Annotated in this window: 13 protein-coding genes; 6 read left to right on the top strand and 7 right to left on the bottom strand. The window is 65.1% G+C overall.

Annotation, left to right across the window (positions count from 1 at the left end):
* Positions 1 to 19 precede the first annotated feature (19 nt).
* From AB3X95_RS32805 to AB3X95_RS32790, 4 genes are all read right to left on the bottom strand, one after another.
* Positions 20 to 496 (bottom strand): DNA-deoxyinosine glycosylase, encoded by a 477-nt coding sequence (locus AB3X95_RS32805; protein WP_176121234.1) that lies wholly within the window; start codon positions 494 to 496, stop codon positions 20 to 22.
* Positions 496 to 1,212 carry a chorismate lyase gene (locus AB3X95_RS32800; RefSeq protein WP_368623463.1) on the bottom strand — a complete coding sequence of 239 codons (717 nt, stop codon included), beginning with the start codon at positions 1,210 to 1,212 and terminating at the stop codon, positions 496 to 498. Before AB3X95_RS32800 ends, AB3X95_RS32805 begins: the two co-directional genes overlap by 1 nt.
* 201 nt (positions 1,213 to 1,413) lie before the next feature.
* The gene (gene htpG / locus AB3X95_RS32795; RefSeq protein ID WP_368623462.1) at positions 1,414 to 3,312 is read right to left on the bottom strand and encodes a molecular chaperone HtpG; all 1,899 of its coding nucleotides are present in this window, start codon (positions 3,310 to 3,312) and stop codon (positions 1,414 to 1,416) included.
* A gap of 129 nt (positions 3,313 to 3,441) precedes the next feature.
* On the bottom strand, positions 3,442 to 4,899 hold the full coding sequence (locus AB3X95_RS32790; protein WP_368623461.1) for a PLP-dependent aminotransferase family protein: 1,458 nt from the start codon (positions 4,897 to 4,899) through the stop codon (positions 3,442 to 3,444).
* Positions 4,900 to 5,131: 232 nt separating this feature from the next.
* Between AB3X95_RS32790 and AB3X95_RS32785 the strand changes: the two genes are divergently transcribed.
* The 6 genes from AB3X95_RS32785 (at position 5,132) to AB3X95_RS32760 (ending at position 12,845) form a co-directional block, all read left to right on the top strand.
* A complete protein-coding gene (locus AB3X95_RS32785) occupies positions 5,132 to 5,827 on the top strand; it encodes a VOC family protein (protein ID WP_368623473.1) in 696 nt (231 codons plus the stop codon).
* A 128-nt stretch (positions 5,828 to 5,955) separates the two neighbouring features.
* Entirely contained in the window at positions 5,956 to 7,152 is a 1,197-nt protein-coding gene (locus tag AB3X95_RS32780) for a PLP-dependent aminotransferase family protein (protein ID WP_176366956.1), read from the top strand.
* Between the two features lie 104 nt (positions 7,153 to 7,256).
* Positions 7,257 to 7,721, top strand: a complete 465-nt coding sequence (locus AB3X95_RS32775; protein WP_013088824.1) for a RidA family protein — start codon at positions 7,257 to 7,259, stop codon at positions 7,719 to 7,721.
* Positions 7,722 to 7,917: 196 nt separating this feature from the next.
* Positions 7,918 to 8,817: a PhzF family phenazine biosynthesis protein gene (locus AB3X95_RS32770; RefSeq protein WP_368623460.1), complete on the top strand. Its 900-nt coding sequence runs from the start codon at positions 7,918 to 7,920 to the stop codon at positions 8,815 to 8,817.
* A gap of 418 nt (positions 8,818 to 9,235) precedes the next feature.
* Positions 9,236 to 11,599 carry an EAL domain-containing protein gene (locus tag AB3X95_RS32765; RefSeq protein ID WP_368623459.1) on the top strand — a complete coding sequence of 788 codons (2,364 nt, stop codon included), beginning with the start codon at positions 9,236 to 9,238 and terminating at the stop codon, positions 11,597 to 11,599.
* A gap of 37 nt (positions 11,600 to 11,636) precedes the next feature.
* The gene (locus tag AB3X95_RS32760; RefSeq protein ID WP_176121228.1) at positions 11,637 to 12,845 is read left to right on the top strand and encodes a chromate transporter; all 1,209 of its coding nucleotides are present in this window, start codon (positions 11,637 to 11,639) and stop codon (positions 12,843 to 12,845) included.
* Between the two features lie 48 nt (positions 12,846 to 12,893).
* Here AB3X95_RS32760 and AB3X95_RS32755 read toward each other — a convergent pair whose 3' ends face one another.
* The 3 genes from AB3X95_RS32755 to AB3X95_RS32745 form a co-directional block, all read right to left on the bottom strand.
* Entirely contained in the window at positions 12,894 to 13,352 is a 459-nt protein-coding gene (locus AB3X95_RS32755) for a CopD family protein (RefSeq protein WP_013088820.1), read from the bottom strand.
* Between the two features lie 288 nt (positions 13,353 to 13,640).
* Positions 13,641 to 15,962, bottom strand: coding sequence for a DNA topoisomerase IV subunit A (gene parC, locus AB3X95_RS32750; protein ID WP_368623458.1), 2,322 nt, complete (start codon positions 15,960 to 15,962; stop codon positions 13,641 to 13,643).
* A 60-nt stretch (positions 15,963 to 16,022) separates the two neighbouring features.
* Positions 16,023 to 18,008, bottom strand: coding sequence for a DNA topoisomerase IV subunit B (locus AB3X95_RS32745; protein ID WP_018431606.1), 1,986 nt, complete (start codon positions 18,006 to 18,008; stop codon positions 16,023 to 16,025).
* Positions 18,009 to 18,263: the final 255 nt, after the last annotated feature.

The following is an 18,263-nucleotide window of genomic DNA, read 5'->3' as shown; positions in this document are numbered from 1 at the left end:
ACCCTTCCTCCGAATGTCGTCAGGAAAGAATCTGCCGCCAACACGAGAGCTTCTGTTCGAACGACAGCGTCGCATTCGCCGGGCTCGACGACGGCAACACAAGCGTTCGATAGCCTGCCGCACCGATGACCGGCGCGAACCGCCCCGCCGTCTTCCCGTTGAAGCAAACCTTGTTAAGCAACGGCGCATGCTCGCGCAACGACTCGAAGTCGTTCGGCTGCGCATGGCGGATCGCCGAGTCGAGACTGCCTTGACGATGGCATGCATCGAGCACATCCCAGATGCCGATCCGATGCGCGAGCACGCGTGCGAGGCGCTCTTCATACGGCAACCCGTGCAGCGCGGGTTCGCCGAGCACCGTGCCGAGCAGGCGCCAGAACTGGTTGCGCGGATGCGCGTAATACTGCGCCGCGGCCAGTGACGCTTCGCCGGGAAAACTGCCGAGTATCAGCGTGTGCGTGTCGGCCGCGACGACCGGCGGAAAGCCGCGCAACATCAGCGGCTCCGGTCGTCCGAAGTGCGCGGCGCGGCATGCGCGCGCGACGCGGTGTGATCGAGCGGACGGCCGTGGTCGCGTATCCGCTCGTGCGCGACATGCGCGGCTGGAACGCGCTCGGTCGCGGCGCCCGGGCGCCCCGCCTGCTCCAACCAGGCCAGATGCTCCCACAATGCCGGCAGCATGCATTCGGACACCATCAAAGGCGCGCCGTGGCGCTCGAACACCGAGCGCCGTGCGACCAGCGCATGCGGCTCATCCACGACGCCACCGCCGATCTCACGCGCGGCCAGCCGATACAACGGATGCCGCTTCCCCACCCTGCGGCTCACCAGCGACGAACGCGCGACGCCGCTATCGCTGTACAGCAACTCGGCGAGCGGCCGCGTGCGCAGCCGCCGCGTCGCCTGCCAGATGCCGACGCTCGCGGCGCGTGGCGTCACGCTATGCGCGGCGACGAACGGCACGCCATCGACCGACAGCACTACTTCGCGCACCCACACGGGCGCGCGCGGCGTGAGTCCGAGCGCGGCGGCTTCGTCCGGCCACGGCAGCGCGATCGCTTCGCGCGTCACCCGCACCGCGACCGCGCCGAGCGCACGCAGATGCGCAGTCAGCGAACCGCCGCGGGTCAGCCAGTCTTTCTGGGCAGCGCTGAAAGTGGGCAAAGGCGCGACGCGCCAGTGGGTGTCGGCGGGATCGAAACGGATAGGCATGGTGTCGGATTATAGCGGCGCGCTCCGACGGCATTTTTTCGCAGCGACGCTTGCGCTGATCGCGCGCCGCTCCAGGCAAGAAGCCGGCGCGATCCGACGGGCAAAAAAAATGCGCTGCCGAAGCAGCGCATTGCCGAACCACCACAGAGCGTCAATCCAATAACAACGTCATCGACGCTCCCAGTTCGCCTTCACTGAAACTCAACCCGCGCGCGACAGCAGCAACGCATTGGTCCGCTTCACGAAGCTCGCCGGATCTTCCAGCGCGCCGCCTTCGGCGAGCAATGCCTGATCGAACAGCAGATGGCACCAGTCGTCGAAATTCGTGCTATCGGCATGCAGACCCTTGACGAGCGCGTGCTCCGGATTCACTTCGAGAATCGGATGGAACTCCGGCGCCTGCTGGCCCGCGGCCTTCAGCATGCGCTGCAGGTAGCCGCTCATTTCACCGTCGTCGGCAACGAGGCACGACGGCGAGTCGGTCAGGCGGAAGGTCAGACGCACGTCCTTCGCCTTGTCCTTCAGCGCTTCCTTCATCTTCTCGACGAGCGGCTTGAACTCTTCGCCGATTTTCTCCTGCGCCTGCTTTTCCTCGTCGTTCAGTGCGCCGAGATCGAGATCGCCGCGCGCGACGCTTTGCAGCGGCTTGCCGTCGAATTCGTTGAGGAACGACAGCATCCATTCATCGACGCGATCGGTCAGCAGCAGCACTTCGACGCCCTTCTTGCGGAACACTTCGAGATGCGGGCTGTTCGACGCGGCTTGCCACGTGTCGGCGGTCACGTAGTAAATCTTCGTCTGCTCGGGCTTCATGCGAGCAACGTAGTCGGCCAGCGACACGGTCTGCTCGGCCGTGCCCGTATGCGTCGTCGCAAAGCGCAGGAGCTTGGCGATGCGCTCGCGATTGGCGAAGTCCTCGCCGATGCCTTCCTTCAGCACCTGGCCGAATTCCTTCCAGAAGCTGGCGTACTTTTCCTTGTCGGCGGCTTCGTCCGAATTCGCCAGTTCTTCGAGCATCGACAGCGCGCGCTTCGTCACGCCTTCGCGGATCGCCTTCACGTCGCGGCTTTCCTGCAGGATTTCGCGCGACACGTTGAGCGGCAGATCGGCCGAATCGACCACACCCTTCACGAAACGCAGGTAGGTGGGCAGCAGTTGCTCGGCGTCGTCCATGATGAACACGCGCTTCACGTACAGCTTCAGTCCGCCGCGCTGCTCGCGGTTCCACAGATCGAACGGCGCGTGCGACGGCACGTACAGCAGTTGGGTGTATTCGCTGCGGCCTTCGACGCGGTTATGCGTCCATGTCAGCGGGTCCTGATGGTCGTGCGAGATGTGCTGGTAGAACTGCTTGTATTGATCGCCGGTGATGTCGTTCTTCGAACGGGTCCACAGCGCGCTCGCCTGGTTGACGGTCTCGTCCTCGTCCTTCGTGACCATCTCGCTCTTTTCCGCGTCCCACTCTTCCTTCTGCATCAGGATCGGCAGCGCGACGTGGTCCGAGTACTTCTGAATGATCGACTTCAGCCGATACGACGACAGCAACTCGTCCTCATCGGCACGCAGATGCAGCGTGATGGTCGTGCCGCGCGCGGCGCGCTCGATCGTCTCGACCGCGAAATCGCCCTCGCCCGCGCTGACCCAGCGCACGCCTTCCGAAGCCGGCAAACCGGCGCGGCGCGTCTCGACGGTGATCTTGTCGGCGACGATGAAGCCCGAGTAGAAGCCCACGCCGAACTGGCCGATCAGCGCCGCGTCCTTCTGCTGGTCGCCCGACAGCTTGCCGAAGAATTCCTTAGTGCCCGAACGCGCGATCGTGCCGAGGTGCGCGATCGTTTCGTCGCGGCTCATGCCGATGCCGTTGTCGTCGACCGTGACGGTGCGGGCGGCCTTGTCGTACGACACGCGAATCCGCAGGTTCGGATCGTTCTCGTACAGCGCGCTGTTTTCGATCGCCTCGAAGCGCAGCTTGTCGGCCGCGTCGGACGCGTTCGAGATCAGCTCGCGCAGAAAGATTTCCTTGTTGCTGTACAGCGAATGGATCATCAGTTGCAGAAGTTGTTTCACTTCTGCCTGAAAGCTCATGGTTTCTTGTGCCATGGTCGGACTTCCTCTCTGTTGCGAATGGGGGATGGGCGGCGGCCATACCTGTCAGGGCCCGCCGGGCCGGATCGCCGGACCGCCGGACCGCCGGATCGTCCGCGCAATTGGGGACGATCCGGCGCGGTTTCAAGAGGTGCGGCGCGCGACGCCGTCGAGATAACGGCTCAGAAACGCCGGCAGTTCGGGATCGCCGCAATTGGCGATATTGAAGCGCATCCACGTGCTCGGCGACTGCTGCGGCGAAAACAGGCCGCCCGGCGTCAGCAGGAAGCCAGCTTCGTGCCCGGCCGCGGCGAGTGCGCCCGCGTCGACGCCGGTGTCGGCCCACAGGAACATGCCCGCCGTCGGCGTCAGGAACAGCTTCATGCCGGCCTTCTCGATCATCCGCACCGCCTTCTCGCGGACGCCGTCGAGCCGCGCGCGGATGCGCTCGACGTGCCGCCGGTAGTGGCCCTCGGTCAGGATCTTGTAGATCACGCGCTCGTTGAGTTCGGGGCTCGTCATGCCGACCAGCATCTTCTGATTGCTGACCACCATTGCGACTTCCGGCGCGCACGCGATGAAACCGACGCGCAGATTCGGCGCGAGCGTCTTCGAAAAGCTGCCGAGGTAAATCACGCGCTTCAACTGATCGAGGCTCGCGAGCCGCGTGCCCGGGTAGCCGGGCGGGCACAGGTCGCCGTAGATATCGTCCTCCACGACGATGAAGTCGTACGCCTCGGCAAGCCGCAGGATGCGGAACGCCTGCGCGGCGGTCAGCGAGGTGCCGGTCGGGTTTTGCAGCACCGAGTTGATCACCAGCATTTTGGGGCGCCATTCCTGAACCAGCGCTTCGAGCGCGTCGAGATCGGGACCGTCCGGGGTGTACGGCATGCCGACCAATCGGGCGCCCTGCGACGCGAAGCAGCCGAACATCTGAAACCACGCCGGATCGCCGACGATCACCGCGTCGCCCGGCTTCACGTAGATGCGCGAAATCAGGTCGATCGCCTGCGTGATGCCGGACACCATCACGATCTGCTCGGGCGACGCGCCGATCTCCAGCTCCTCGAGCCGCGTCTGCAACTGCTGGCGCAGCGGCAGGAAACCTTGCGCGGTGCCGATGCCGAGCATCTGCATGCCGCTTTGCCGGCCGAGCGTGCGCAGCGCGTTGGTGATCAGGTCGCCGTCGAGCCAGCGGGCCGGCAGATAGCCGAGCCCCGGACTGCGCTCGGGCCGCGCGCCCGTGTGCAGCATGTTGCGCAGCAGCCAGACGACGTCGATATTGGCCGGCGCGGGCAGCGTCTCGGCGCGCGGGTGCAGTTCGGTGACACTCGCCGCGCCGCTCTGGCGCTCGCGCACATAAAAGCCGGAGCCGCGCCGCGATTCCACGAAACCCTGCGCGACGAGCCGCTCGTACGCTTCGACCACCGTGAAGCGCGATACGCCCTTGTCGAGCGCGAGCTTGCGGATGGACGGCATGCGCATGCCGGGGCGGAACACGCGCTCCTCGATGCGGCGCCGCGCCCATTGGACGAGCTGTTCGACGAGAGTCAACGACGCGGTATCGTGCGGGGCGGGAATCTGGGCAAGCGGGACGGACATGACGGGCTCCAACTGTACCGAACAGTATCGAGTCGATTGTACCGTTACTGTGCAGGTCGCGGCCGTTACATTTGGATCCAGCGAAGGGTGGTCACGGCATACGAAACCATCCGCATGGCCCGCCGATCCGGCAAACGGTTATGCTTACGGCCCCGGCAGCGCAGCCTACAAGCGTGGCGCGCAACGGGCCCTTGCGCAGAACAGCGTTTTCCGTCCATCCGCCATGACAGCCCTGACAGCCCAATCGCTCATCAGCCTCGATCACCTCGTCGTCTCCGCGCGCACGCTGGATGAAGGCGTCCAGTACGTCGCCGATACCCTCGGCGTCGCCCCGGCCGGCGGCGGCGCGCATCCGCTGATGCGGACCCACAATCGCCTGCTCGGCCTGTGGGGCGGCGTCTACCTGGAAGTGATCGCGATCGATCCGCGCGCCGCGGCCGACACAACCGATGGCACCGCGCCGCGTCCGCGCCTGTTCGCGCTCGACGACCCGGCGATGCAGGCGCGACTCGAAAACGGGCCGTATCTGTCGCATTGGGTCGCGCGCGTCGAGCGGCCGAAGCGTCTCGCGACGTGGCAGACGCAGTATCCGCAGCGCATCGCGCCGGTCGTGCCGATGACGCGCGGCGATTTCACGTGGGGCCTGACGGTGCCCGACGACGGCTCGTTCCCCGCCTGGCAAGGCGCTGGCGACGGCGTGCTGCCGTCGCTGATCCAGTGGGACTCGACGCGGCATCCGTCGCAGTCGCTGGCACCGACGAACCTCGCGGTGAAAGCGCTGAAAGCCGTGCATCCGCGGCCGGAGCTGATTGCCGAGCAACTGCGCTGGCTCGGCGCCGCGCACCTGCTCGACGTCCAGCCGACCGATGGCGCCGCGGCGCTCGTCGCCGAATTTGAAACACCCGAGGGTCCGCGAACCCTCGGATAAGCAGCGCGCTATTTGGCAACCGCGGGGCAACCGCGGGGCAACCCCGGGGCGCCCCCGGCGGCAATGCTTGCCGAGTCGCGCGATAATTGAAGTTTTGACCGGTTCCAGAAATACCAGCAGAGGAGATCATGGACCAAAGCGACCTGAAAGCCCCGACGTGGCAATTGTCCGAACGCGCGCGCAAGCTCACCAGCTCCGCGATTCGCGAAATCCTGAAGGTCACGGAACGGCCCGAAGTCATCTCCTTCGCCGGCGGCCTGCCCTCGCCGGCCACCTTCCCGGCCGAGCGCATGCGCGAGGCATCCGACCGCATCCTGCGCGACTCGCCCGCCGCTGCGCTGCAGTACAGCGCGACCGAAGGCTATCTGCCGCTGCGCGAATGGGTCGCGCAACGCTACTCGATCAACGGCGCGCAGATCCGCCCGTCGCAGGTGCTGATCACGACCGGCTCGCAACAGGCACTCGACCTGCTCGGCAAGGTGCTGGTTTGCGTGGATAGCCCGGTGCTGGTCGAAACGCCGACCTACCTTGGCGCGCTGCAATCGTTCTCGATGTACGAGCCGCACTACGTGCAGGTTCCGACCGACGAACAGGGCCTGATCCCGGAAGGCCTGACGCCGGAACTGATCAAAGGCGCGCGTCTCTTGTACACGCAGCCGAATTTCCAGAATCCGACCGGCCGTCGTCTGCCGGTCGAACGCCGCCGTGCGCTCGCCGAGTTCGCGAAAAGCTCGCCGTTCCCGGTGATCGAGGACGACCCCTACGGCGCGCTCGACTACGCGGGCGAACCGCTGCCGACCATGCTGTCGATGGCGCCCGATCACATCGTCTATCTGGGCTCGTTCTCGAAGGTGCTCGCGCCGGGTCTGCGCGTCGGCTTCATCATCGCGCCCGAGGAACTGATCTTCAAACTCGTGCAGGCCAAGCAGGCCACCGACCTGCACACGCCGAGCTTCACGCAGCGCATCGTGCACGAAGTGGTCAAGGACGGCTTCCTCGACACGCACGTGCCGACGATCCGCGAGCTGTATCGCAACCAGTGCGACGCGATGCTCACCGCGCTGGAACGCTATATGCCCGAAGGCGTCAGCTGGAACCGTCCGGAAGGCGGCATGTTCATCTGGGTCAAGCTGCCGGCGGGCATCGACACGATGAAGCTGCTCGAAGAAGCGGTCGCGCAAAACGTCGCATTCGTGCCGGGCGCTCCGTTTTTCGCGAGCGAGGCGCAGCACAATACGCTGCGCCTGTCGTTCGTCACCGTGCCGCCCGCTAAAATCGACGAAGGCGTGGCGCGTCTCGGCGCACTCGTGCGCGCGAAAATTTAAAACGGCGTTAGCCGCACTGCCACCGGGGCGAAGTTTGCACGCGCGTTGCGTGCGGACTTCGCCCCGCCTGCATTCATGCAATCTCACCGTAACGAGGACACGACATGGCTCAATCGAATGTGTACGACAAGCTCAAGGAACTCGGCATCGAACTGCCGGCAGCGGGTGCGCCGGCAGCGGCCTATGTGATGAGCGCGCAAAGCGGCAACACGGTGTACCTGTCGGGTCACATCGCGAAGAAGGACGGCAAGGTCTGGGTCGGCAAGCTCGGCGCGACGCTCGGCACCGACGAAGGCAAGGCCGCCGCGCGCTCGATCGCAATCGATCTGCTCGCCACCTTGCATGCGCACGTCGGCGACCTGAACCGCGTCACGCGCATCGTCAAGCTGATGAGCCTCGTGAACTCGACGCTCGAGTTCACCGAGCAGCATGTGGTCACCAACGGCGCGTCCGAGCTGATCGCCGACGTGTTCGGCGAGCGCGGCAAGCACGCGCGCTCGGCATTCGGCGTCGCGCAGATTCCGCTCGGCGCGTGCGTCGAGATCGAACTGATCGCCGAGGTCGAATAAGCATCGAAGCGATATGACGATGCAGGCGATGCCGTGTGAGATTCGCAAATAATTCACGCGGCATCGCGATGCGAACGCGCTGTCTGGTGTCACGCACCGGCGGCGCGTTTTTGTTTTATGGCGACGGTGGATCGCCGCCGCGCAGCCGGATAGAATCCGCGAAATCCCTCAACGTCCATTGCGCCGGGGCCTGTCGATGTCTGCTCACACCGTTCGTTTCAAACAGGTCGACGTGTTTGCGTCGACACCGTTCAAGGGCAATCCGCTTGCCGTCGTGTTCGATGCCGACGCGCTCGATACCGCGCAGATGCAGGCCATCGCGCGCTGGACCAATCTGTCCGAAACCACCTTTCTGCTGAAGCCGACCGATGCCGCCGCCGACTATCGCGTGCGCATCTTCACGCCGGGCGGCGAGTTGCCGTTCGCTGGTCATCCGACGCTTGGCACCGCGCATGCTTTGCGCGAAAGCGGCTACCAGCCGAAGCAGGCTCGCAAGCTGATCCAGCAATGCGGCGTGGGTCTCGTCGAACTCGAAGCGCTCGATGGCGCCGACGCTACACACGGCGCATGGGCGTTCGCCGCGCCACCCGCGCGCGTGACGCCGCTCGCCGAGCATCGTTACGAGGCGCTGTCTACGGCTTTACGTAGTCAGGCAATCGACTTTACCGCGCCGCCATGCGCGGTGGATAACGGCGCGCCGTGGCTCGTCGTGCGGGTCGATTCGGCCCGCGACTGCCTCGCGCTCGAACCCGATGCGGCGGCGCTAGCCGAGCTCGTGCATTCGGTCGACACGCACGGCGTCGCCGTATACGGTCCGCACGACGCCGACGGCCCGGCAACGTTCGAAGTCCGTTGCCTGATGGCGGGCGGCGGCTTCGGCACCGGCGAAGACCCGGTGACGGGCAGCGCCAACGCCGCGCTCGCGGGTCTGCTGAGCCTGCAGCAACGTCGTCCCGGCGCGCGCTACACGGCGCGCCAAGGCACCGTGCTCGGGCGCGCGGGCGACGTATCGGTCCACTATGACGATGCACGCGGCAAGATCTGGATCGGCGGGCCTGCGGTAACGATCATCGACGGCACGTGCCGGCTCGCGTAAGCGGACCGCGGCCTCGCGCGCGAGGCACCGCGACACGCCGCATCTCGCCGCTTCACACCACAAAAAGCCGCATCACTATGACGTCGCCATACCTGGTTGTCCGAATTCATCGCGACTGGACGGCAAAACCCTTGCCAGAAACCGGCCATGCAGGGCTCATGAGCGGCCGGACCGAGGTGCTCGCCGCGCCCGCGTATACCCCATGCGCGGACCCTTCCTTAATCGAGTCGCATTCAGTAATATCGAACGGTATATAGCGGTCGAATCCGATGACCTGTGGACGGTCAGGCGCGGCGCCACGCCCTCTCCTCCTGCGCAGCAGCTTTGGCACCTTGGTCACCATGCAGCCATCCATTTATTTCGCGCAGTCGATGCCCGTGCGTTTGCAAGCGACCCACCCCCAGCCCAGGGCCGCGCGATGACTCAGTCCCGCTTCTCCGACCCGCGCGAAGCCAGGCCGCGACGCGATCCGATGATCACGCGCCGGCGCGCGTTGCTCGTTATTCCAGCACTCGGCGTACTCGTATTGATCCTTCTGTGGACCGTGATCTTCGCGCGGCTATCGGTCGAGAAAGACGCGACGTACCGCGAAGCGATGGCGTCTTCCGCCATTCTTTCCTCGGCGCTCGAGCAGCACACTATCAAGGCGATTCACCAGGTCGATCAGATCACGCGCTTCGTCAAGTACGAGTTCGAAAAGACGCCGGATCATTTCGATCTCGCGAGCACGGTCGAAAAAGGCGTCGTGCAAAGCGAAACGCTCGTGCAGGTGTCGCTCATCGACGAGCACGGCAGACTGATCGCCAACACGGCCGAACTGAATCCCGCTCACATCGACCTGTCCGACCGCGAGCACTTCAAGGTCCACGAGCACGAGAACGACGACCAGCTATACATCAGCAAACCGGTGCTCGGCCGCATCTCGGGTCACTGGACGCTGCAGATGACGCGGCGCCTGAATCATCCTGACGGCTCGTTCGCGGGCGTCGTCGTGGTCTCCGAAGACCCGAGCTACTTCACGTCGGACTTCTACAACAACGCGGCGATCGGCCGCGAAGGCGTGATCGCGGTGATCTCCGACAACGGCACCGTGCTCGCGCGCCGCACCGGCAACGCCAACAAAGCCAGCAGCACGTTCACCGCGAGCGGCACGTATCCGACTTCGGAGCACGTCTCGGGCACCTACGTCGATTCGATCGACAACGTCACGCGTATCGTGTCGTACCGGCACATCGACGGCTATCCGCTCGGCGTGCTCGTCGGTCTTTCGCAGGGCGAAGAATTCGCCGACTACAACCACACGCGCAACGTCTATCTGTTGATGGCAGGCTTCATCTCGCTCGCGATGCTCAGCTTCTTCGGCGTCGCGACCGGCCTGATCGGCAAGCTGCTCGGCCGCGAGCGCGAGATGACGCATCTCGTCGAATACGACCTGTTGACGGGCCTGCGCAATCGCTACGCGACGCTGCAGGCGCTGCGCCACGACGTCGCGCAGCCGTTCAATCTCGGCCGCCTCGCGATTCTTTTCATCGACCTCGACAACTTCAAGACCGTCAACGACACGCTCGGTCACAACGCCGGCGACATCGTGCTGCAGATGACGGCCTCGCGCCTGGCGACCGCGGTCGCCGACGAAGGCACGCTCTCCCGCATCGGCGGCGACGAGTTCGTCGTCGTGATCAAGGGCGACGATGTCGAGAAGCGCGCGGTCGCGCTCGCCGAAGCCGCCGCGGAAGCGTTCTCGAAGCCGTTCGAGGTGCGCGGCAGTTCATTCGTGCTGCATGCGAGCATCGGCATTGCGCTGTACTCGGTCGCCAACGAAAGCGAGATCGACCTGCTGAAGAAAGCCGACCTCGCGATGTACAGCGCCAAGGACGCCGGCAAGAACTGCTACCAGTTCTATTCGCCGCATCTGTCGCATCGCGCGGATCATTTGATGAAGTGGGAACAGCAGCTGCGCGTCGCGCTGGCCGAAGGGCAACTGTTCCTCGCCTATCAGCCGAAGATCGATCTGGCGCGTCGCTGCATCACCGGCTTCGAAGCGCTCGTGCGTTGGAACCACCCGCAGCACGGGCTGATCCCGGCCAACGAGTTCATTCCCGTGGCCGAGTCCACCGGGCTGATCGTGCCGATCGGCGACTTCGTGATCGAGACCGCATGCCGTCAGCTCGCGCAGTGGCAGCAGCAGGGCTACGACACGCTGTCGCTCGCTGTGAACATTTCGGCGGTGCAGTTCTGGCGCGGCGACCTGTTCGAAACGATTTCGCGCGCGATCGAGGAAACCGGCATCTCCGCGCGCCGCCTCGAACTCGAAATCACTGAAACGACGATGATGGAATTTCCGGAAGTCGTCTCCGAAAAAATCTTCGCGCTGAAGCGTCTCGGCGTACGCATCGCGCTCGACGATTTCGGCACCGGCTATTCGTCGCTGTCCTATCTGAACCGCTTTGCCGTCGATACGCTGAAGGTGGACCGCTCGTTCGTCCAGGCGATTCCGGGCGACCGCAGCGTCTGCGTGATGGTCACCGCGATCGTCAACCTCGCGCGCTCGCTCGGGCTCACGGTGGTGGTCGAAGGCACGGAGACCGAAGAGCAGATAGCGTGGCTGGCCGCGCTCGGCCATATCGAGGCGCAGGGCTTCCTGTTCTCGCGTCCGGTGCCGGCAGAGGCGATTCCGGCGCTGCTCGAGCGCTTCGGGGTATGCGGCATGAACAACACCAGCGGCCGCCGCGTCGCGCACCTGGCCGACAGCGCAAGCAGCGTATCCAGCACCAGCAATTAAAGGACGGGCGCCCGCACCGCGGGCCCCCGCAGCGCCGATGCCGACCATCACGAGTGAGGAGGCTGCCCGCCGCGGGCGACGGGAACCGCTATGGACGCTGTTCCGGGTCGTGTGCGGCTTGTCGGCGCTGTCGTGGGGCGGCCTCGCGTTGATGGCGCAGCTCGAGCATCACTACGTGGAACGCGAGGGGCGACTCTCGCGCGTGGCATTCTCGGATCTGATCGCGCTCGCGTGGATGGTGCCGGGACCCGTCGGCTGCAACGTCGCCGTGCAGCTCGGGCACGCGCTGCGCGGACGCGCGGGCGCATGGGTCGCCGGTGTGGCGAGCGTGCTGCCCTTCTTCACACTGATGACGCTGTTCGCGATCTTCTATCGCACGCCCGTCGTGCATACGATCGCGTCGCAGACGCTGCTACATCACTTCAGCGTCGTGCTTGCGACACTGATCGCGCTCACCTGGTACAAGCAGACGCGCGCGCTGGTGCGCGGCAAGCTCGAATGGACGGCGGCGCTCTTCGGCAGCATCGCGCTGCTCTATGCGCATAGCGCCGCGGCGTATGTGGTGATGCTGGGAGCAGCCTTCGGCATCGGCTGGTTCGCGAGCCCGGAGCGCGACTCGCGGCTGGCCGTGTCGCTTCGGCGCGGCGACTATCGGCTGCTGGCCGCGCTCGGCGTCCTGCTCGTGCTGTTTGCGCTGCCGCTGCCGCATCGCTATGACCTCGCGCTGCTGTGGCCGCGTCTCGCCGGCGCCGGCATGACGCTGTTCGGCGGCGGCTTCTCGGCGTTGCCGGTGCTGAAGACGCTGTTCGTCACGCCGGCGGTCGGCGTATCCGATAACGACTTCACGCTCGCGTTTACGCTGTCGCCGTTGTCTCCGGGACCCTTGCTGAACGTGGTGCCGTTCTTCGGCTATCTCGTCGATGGCTGGCCAGGCGCGCTGATCGCGACGCTCGCGCTATTCGTGCCGTCTGGCTGCCTCGTCGTGCTCGCGCAGCGGCATCTGCGTCTGTTGAAGGTGAACCCGCGCTTCGAGCACGGCATGAGGATTCTGCGCGCGGTCACGACCGCGTTTCTCGCGGTCGCGGTACTGCGCATTGCCGCGCATGTACCGCTGGAACCGATCTATCTGTTGACCGCGACGTTCTCCGCAATGTGCTTCGCGAAGCTGAAGGTGCCGGTGTACGCCGTGTATGGAGCGGTGGCGGTGGCGTGCGGTTTGTGGCTCGCGTACGGCGTCACGACGTGACGCGTCGCGGTCCGCACGAAGCCTGTTGCGCCGTTGGCGATCGGCGAATCAGAATCCGCGCGACAGCACCGCGACGCCGATCGTCACGACGCCCAGCACGAGATTGATCAGCACGAGACGGCGGACCGTACCGACCGCCCGCGCGCCATCGGGCCACTTCTGCGCCTGCACCGCGCGGCGAATGCGCGGATACACGGCGAAGCGGATATGCCCGAAGATCAGCATCATCACGATGCCGAGGCCGGCCATCGCATGCAATGGCCAGGTGGCATGACCGCCACCGAACTGCATCAGCAGGAAGCCGCCGCTGATCAGGATCACGAGCACTGACACCCCGACCCAGTTGAAGAAGCGGCCGAACACCGACTCCCACAGCGGCAGGCGCAGTTGCGGCGACAGATCGCCGAGCGCCGGGCGCAGGCAGAAATGCGCGAACACCATACCGCCGACCCACACCGCCACCCCGAGCAGATGCAGAAAAAGCGCGACCTCGATAGCCTTGTTCATGTAGTTTTCCTCTCCCGACGACGCCACACCGTTTTGGACACTTAATCCCGCTCAGCGGCAACTGAGCGCGTTCGACCATACGTGATACAGGCAGTTCCGGGTATCGACGTCGATTGCATCGTATTTTGTCGTTGTAATCGCGGCACCTTCATCTGGCCGCGACGCCGCCGCACCCCGTTTGCTTCCACACCCTTTGCGCGACGGACTTGTTGTGACCGACCGCGAGCGCCCCGCATGCTAGCAGGCGCCCGTGGCTTTCCAGCGTCAAACCTGGTTAAATCGACTCTATTAAGCCGGCAGCACCGGACGCATGCCGTCGAGCTTCAACTTGCTGTCAGGCGCGCGACCCTTGCGTGCGCGTTTGCCGACATGCGCCGCAAGCTCGCCGCCCGCCAGCTTCTCCTCGTCGACGCGGCCGCCGCGGCGTGTGCCGATCAGCATCACACCCGCCTTGTCGATTGCGAGCGCCTGCACGAGCGTCTCGTTGTCGTCGAGCGCCATCAGCGTGACGCCACGGCCGCCGCCCGACAGCGTCTTCATCTCGTCGAGGCCGAACACGAGCAGGCGCCCGCCCGATGACAGACACGCGACCTGCACCGCATCCGGCAGCATCGGCATCGGCGCGAGCGGCGCGGCGCCGGCGTCGATCGTCATGAACGACTTGCCTGCCTTCACGCGGCTCACCATGTCGCCGACCTTCGCGATAAAGCCGAAGCCGTTGCTCGACGCGAGCAGCAGCGCCTGGTCCGCCGACGCCGCGTAGTAGTGCATCAGATGGCTGCCCGATTCGAGTTCGATCAGCGACGTGACCGGCACGCCGTCACCACGCCCGCCCGGCAGTTGCGCCACCGCGACCGAATAAACGCGGCCGTTGCTGCCCCACGCGATCAGCATGTCGGGCGTGCGGCACTGGAACGCCGCGTAGAGGCCGTCGCCAGCCTTGAAGCTGAAGCCCGCGACGTCGAGCCCGTGGCCCTTCAGCGCGCGCACCCAGCCCTTCTGCGACACCACCACCGTGACCGGTTCGTCAACCACGCGCGCTTCGAACGTAGCGCGCTTTTCCTGCTGGATCAGCGTGCGGCGCTCGTCGCCGTACTGCTTCGCGTCGGCTTCGATTTCCTTGATCAGCTGGCGCTTCATCGCCGGTTCGCTGCCGAGCAGTTCCTCGAGCTTGGCCTTCTCGTCGCGCAGCTCGGCCAGCTCCTTCTCGATCTTGATCTTCTCGAGACGGGCCAACTGACGCAGCCGGATTTCGAGGATGTCTTCGGCCTGGCGGTCCGTGAGGCCGAACGCGGCCATCAGCGCGACCTTCGGCTCATCCGATTCGCGAATGATGCGGATCACTTCGTCGATATTCAGGAAGACGATCATCCGGCCTTCGAGAATATGGATGCGGTCGTCGACCTTCGACAGACGATGCCGCGTGCGGCGCGTGACCGTCGCGAAACGGAACGCGATCCACTCGTGCAGGATTTCGCTCAAGCCCTTCTGACGCGGCCGGCCGTCGCCACCCACCATCACCATGTTCAGCGGCGCGTTCGATTCGAGGCTCGTATGCGCGAGCAGCGTGTTGACGAACTCGGTCTGATCGATGCGGCTCGACTTCGGCTCGAACACGAGACGCACCGGCGCGTCCTTGCCCGATTCGTCGCGCACCGCGTCGACGAGCGCGAGCAGCGTCTGTTTGGTCTGCAACTGCTCGGGCGTCAGCGCCTTTTTGCCGAGCTTGATCTTCGGGTTGGTCTGTTCTTCGATTTCCTCGAGCACCTTCTGCGCGGCCGTGTTCGGCGGCAGTTCGGTGATCACGAGCTGCCACTGGCCGCGTGCGAGGTCTTCGATCTTCCAGCGCGCGCGCACCTTCAGGCTGCCGCGGCCGGTTTCGTACGCGGCGGCGATTTCCGCCTCGCTCGAAATGATCTGGCCGCCGCCCGGGAAGTCCGGACCCGGTACATGCTGCATCAGCTCCGCGTGCGAAAGCTTCGGATGGCGGATCAGCGCGACCGCGGCGCTTGCGATTTCGCGCAGGTTGTGCGACGGAATTTCCGTCGCGAGACCGACCGCGATGCCCGATGCGCCGTTGAGCAGCACGAACGGCAGACGCGCCGGCAGCACCTTCGGCTCGTCGAACGAGCCGTCGTAGTTCGGCATGAAGTCGACCGTGCCCTGGTCGATTTCGCTGAGCAGCAGCTTCGCGATCGGCGTCAGACGCGCTTCGGTATATCGCATCGCCGCCGCGCCATCGCCGTCGCGCGAGCCGAAGTTGCCCTGGCCGTCGATCAGCGGATAGCGCATCGAGAAGTCCTGCGCGAGACGCACGAGTGCGTCGTACGCGGACTGGTCGCCGTGCGGGTGATACTTACCGAGCACGTCGCCGACCACGCGCGCCGATTTGACCGGCTTCGCGTTGTCGCCGAGGCCCATCTCGTTCATCGCGAACAGGATGCGGCGCTGCACCGGCTTCTGGCCGTCGCAAACGTCCGGCAGCGCGCGGCCCTTGACCACGCTGACCGCATACTCGAGATACGCGCGCTCCGCGTAGTTGCCGAGCGTCAGCACGTCGCCGTCCGACGGCGGCTCGTTGAAAAGGTCGAGAGTGTTATCGTCGTCCATCTAGATTCCGTGTCCGTGTTTGGCTTGAAGTGTCGTATGCCGCATCGAGGCGCGATGCGCTCAGATGTCCGCTTCCACTTCGTTGCCCTTCTCTTCGAGCCAGCTGCGGCGCGACGCCGCTTCGCCCTTGCCCATCAGCATCGTCATGCGCGCGACCGTCGCGTCGTAGTCGAGTTCACCGAGCGCAACCGGTTGCAGGCGGCGCGTGTCGGGATTCATCGTCGTGTCCCACAGTTGCTCGGCACTCATTTCGCCGAGCCCCTTGAAGCGGCTGATCGACCACTGGTTGTCACGCACACCGTCCTTGCGCAGCTTGTCGAGAATCGCCTCGAGCTCGCCTTCGTCGAGCGCATAGAGCTTCTGCGCGGGCTTCTTGCCGCGCGCGGGTGCATCGACGCGAAACAGCGGCGGCCGCGCGACGCACACATGACCGCGCTCGATCAGCTGCGGGAAATGCTTGAAGAACAGCGTGAGCAGCAGCACCTGGATGTGCGAGCCGTCGACGTCGGCATCCGACAGAATGCAGATCTTGCCGTAGCGCAGATTCGACAGATCGACCTTGTCGTCCGGATTATGCGGATCGACGCCGATCGCCACCGAAATGTCGTGCACCTCGTTGTTCGCGAACAGGCGATCGCGCTCGGTTTCCCACGTATTCAGCACCTTGCCGCGCAGCGGCAGAATGGCCTGGTACTCCTTGTCGCGGCCCATCTTCGCGGAGCCGCCCGCCGAGTCACCCTCGACGAGGAACAGCTCGTTGCGTCCAATTTCCGTCGATTCGCAATCGGTCAGCTTGCCGGGCAGCACCGCGACCCCCGAGCTCTTGCGCTTCTCGACCTTCTGGCCCGCGCGCGTGCGCGCCTGGGCCTGCTTGATCACGAGGTCCGCGAGTTTCTTGCCGTGCTCGACGTGCTGGTTCAACCACAGTTCGAGCGCCGGCCGCGCAAACGACGACACCAGCTTGACCGCGTCGCGGCTATTCAGGCGCTCCTTGATCTGCCCTTGAAACTGCGGATCGAGCACCTTCGCCGACAGTACGAACGACACCCGCGCGAACACGTCTTCGGCAAGCAGCTTCACGCCCTTCGGTTGCAGGTTGTGCAGCTCGACGAAGCTCTTGACCGCCTGATAGAGACCGTCGCGCAAACCCGACTCATGCGTGCCGCCCGCGGGCGTCGGAATCAGGTTCACGTACGACTCGCGCGTGAGCGGCCCTTCCTCGCTCCACGCGACGACCCACGCCGCGCCCTCGCCCTCGGCGAACGTCTCTTCGCTCGAACGCGAGCTTTCCGCGTAGCGCTCGCCCTCGAACAGCGGGATCAGCAGATCGCTGCCGTTCATGCCTTCGAGCAGATACCCGCGCAGGCCGTCTTCGTATTTCCAGCTTTGCTGCTCGCCGGTCTTTTCGTTGACGAGCGTGACTTCGACGCCCGGCAGCAGCACCGCCTTCGAGCGCAACAGACGCTGCAACTCGCCGAGCGGCAGGTTCGGCGAATCGAAGTACTTCGGATCGGCCCACGCGGTCACGCGCGTGCCGGATTTCTTGTCGGCCTTGGTGGCGGCGCGCACCTGGAGCGGCTTCGCGACGTCGCCGTGCGCGAAGCTCAGTTCGGCCACCTTGCCGTCGCGCCACACGGTGACGTCGAGACGCGTGGACAGCGCGTTCGTGACCGACACGCCGACGCCGTGCAAACCGCCCGAGAACGTATAAGCGCCGCCGGCGGCCTTGTCGAATTTGCCGCCCGCGTGCAGGCGCGTGAAAACGATTTCGACGACCGGTACGCCCTCGTCGGGGTGCAGGCCGAACGGAATGCCGCGGCCGTCGTCGTCGACCGAGACCGAGTGGTCCGCGTGCAGCGTGACCGTGATTTGCCGGCCGTAGCCGCCGAGGGCTTCGTCCGATGCGTTGTCGATGACTTCCTGGATGATGTGCAGCGGATTCTCGGTGCGGGTGTACATGCCGGGTCGTTGCTTGACCGGCTCCAGACCCTTTAACACCTTGATCGACGCTTCGCTATACGCGGCGTTTGGCTTTTTCGTAGACATGATTGACTCGGTGCGTCGGTTCATCGTTGTCCACAGGTCCTGTGGACAGGGCCGTGGACAATGCGTTGAGTTTTCAAAAAAAGCGAAACGAAACAACAGGGTTAGGCGGGGTGCCCGCAGTGCGGGCAAGCTGTTTTGTTGCGCGGCTTCCGCTGGCGCGCTCGAAGGCCGGACAACGACGCTCAGCCCGCCGGGGAAGCCTGTTCGCGGGGTATTGTACTGATTTCGATCACGGCGGCAATTGACGTCGCGCTG

This window comes from Paraburkholderia sp. BR13444 (assembly GCF_040948755.1).
GTDB classification, from domain to species: Bacteria; Pseudomonadota; Gammaproteobacteria; order Burkholderiales; family Burkholderiaceae; genus Paraburkholderia; species Paraburkholderia youngii.
Note: the sequence above shows the minus strand (reverse complement) of the source record. Positions and strands in the feature narration are given on the sequence as shown.

Excerpts from the sequence above, each read along its gene's own strand:
- AB3X95_RS32805 (WP_176121234.1), bottom strand. The coding sequence starts at position 496 with ATGTTGCGCGGCTTTCCGCCGGTCGTCGCGGCCGACACGCACACGCTG.
- AB3X95_RS32800 (WP_368623463.1), bottom strand. The coding sequence starts at position 1,212 with ATGCCTATCCGTTTCGATCCCGCCGACACCCACTGGCGCGTCGCGCCT.
- htpG (WP_368623462.1), bottom strand. The coding sequence starts at position 3,312 with ATGGCACAAGAAACCATGAGCTTTCAGGCAGAAGTGAAACAACTTCTG.
- AB3X95_RS32790 (WP_368623461.1), bottom strand. The coding sequence starts at position 4,899 with ATGTCCGTCCCGCTTGCCCAGATTCCCGCCCCGCACGATACCGCGTCG.
- AB3X95_RS32780 (WP_176366956.1), top strand. The coding sequence starts at position 5,956 with ATGGACCAAAGCGACCTGAAAGCCCCGACGTGGCAATTGTCCGAACGC.
- AB3X95_RS32775 (WP_013088824.1), top strand. The coding sequence starts at position 7,257 with ATGGCTCAATCGAATGTGTACGACAAGCTCAAGGAACTCGGCATCGAA.
- AB3X95_RS32770 (WP_368623460.1), top strand. The coding sequence starts at position 7,918 with ATGTCTGCTCACACCGTTCGTTTCAAACAGGTCGACGTGTTTGCGTCG.
- AB3X95_RS32765 (WP_368623459.1), top strand. The coding sequence starts at position 9,236 with ATGACTCAGTCCCGCTTCTCCGACCCGCGCGAAGCCAGGCCGCGACGC.
- AB3X95_RS32760 (WP_176121228.1), top strand. The coding sequence starts at position 11,637 with ATGCCGACCATCACGAGTGAGGAGGCTGCCCGCCGCGGGCGACGGGAA.
- AB3X95_RS32755 (WP_013088820.1), bottom strand. The coding sequence starts at position 13,352 with ATGAACAAGGCTATCGAGGTCGCGCTTTTTCTGCATCTGCTCGGGGTG.
- parC (WP_368623458.1), bottom strand. The coding sequence starts at position 15,962 with ATGGACGACGATAACACTCTCGACCTTTTCAACGAGCCGCCGTCGGAC.
- AB3X95_RS32745 (WP_018431606.1), bottom strand. The coding sequence starts at position 18,008 with ATGTCTACGAAAAAGCCAAACGCCGCGTATAGCGAAGCGTCGATCAAG.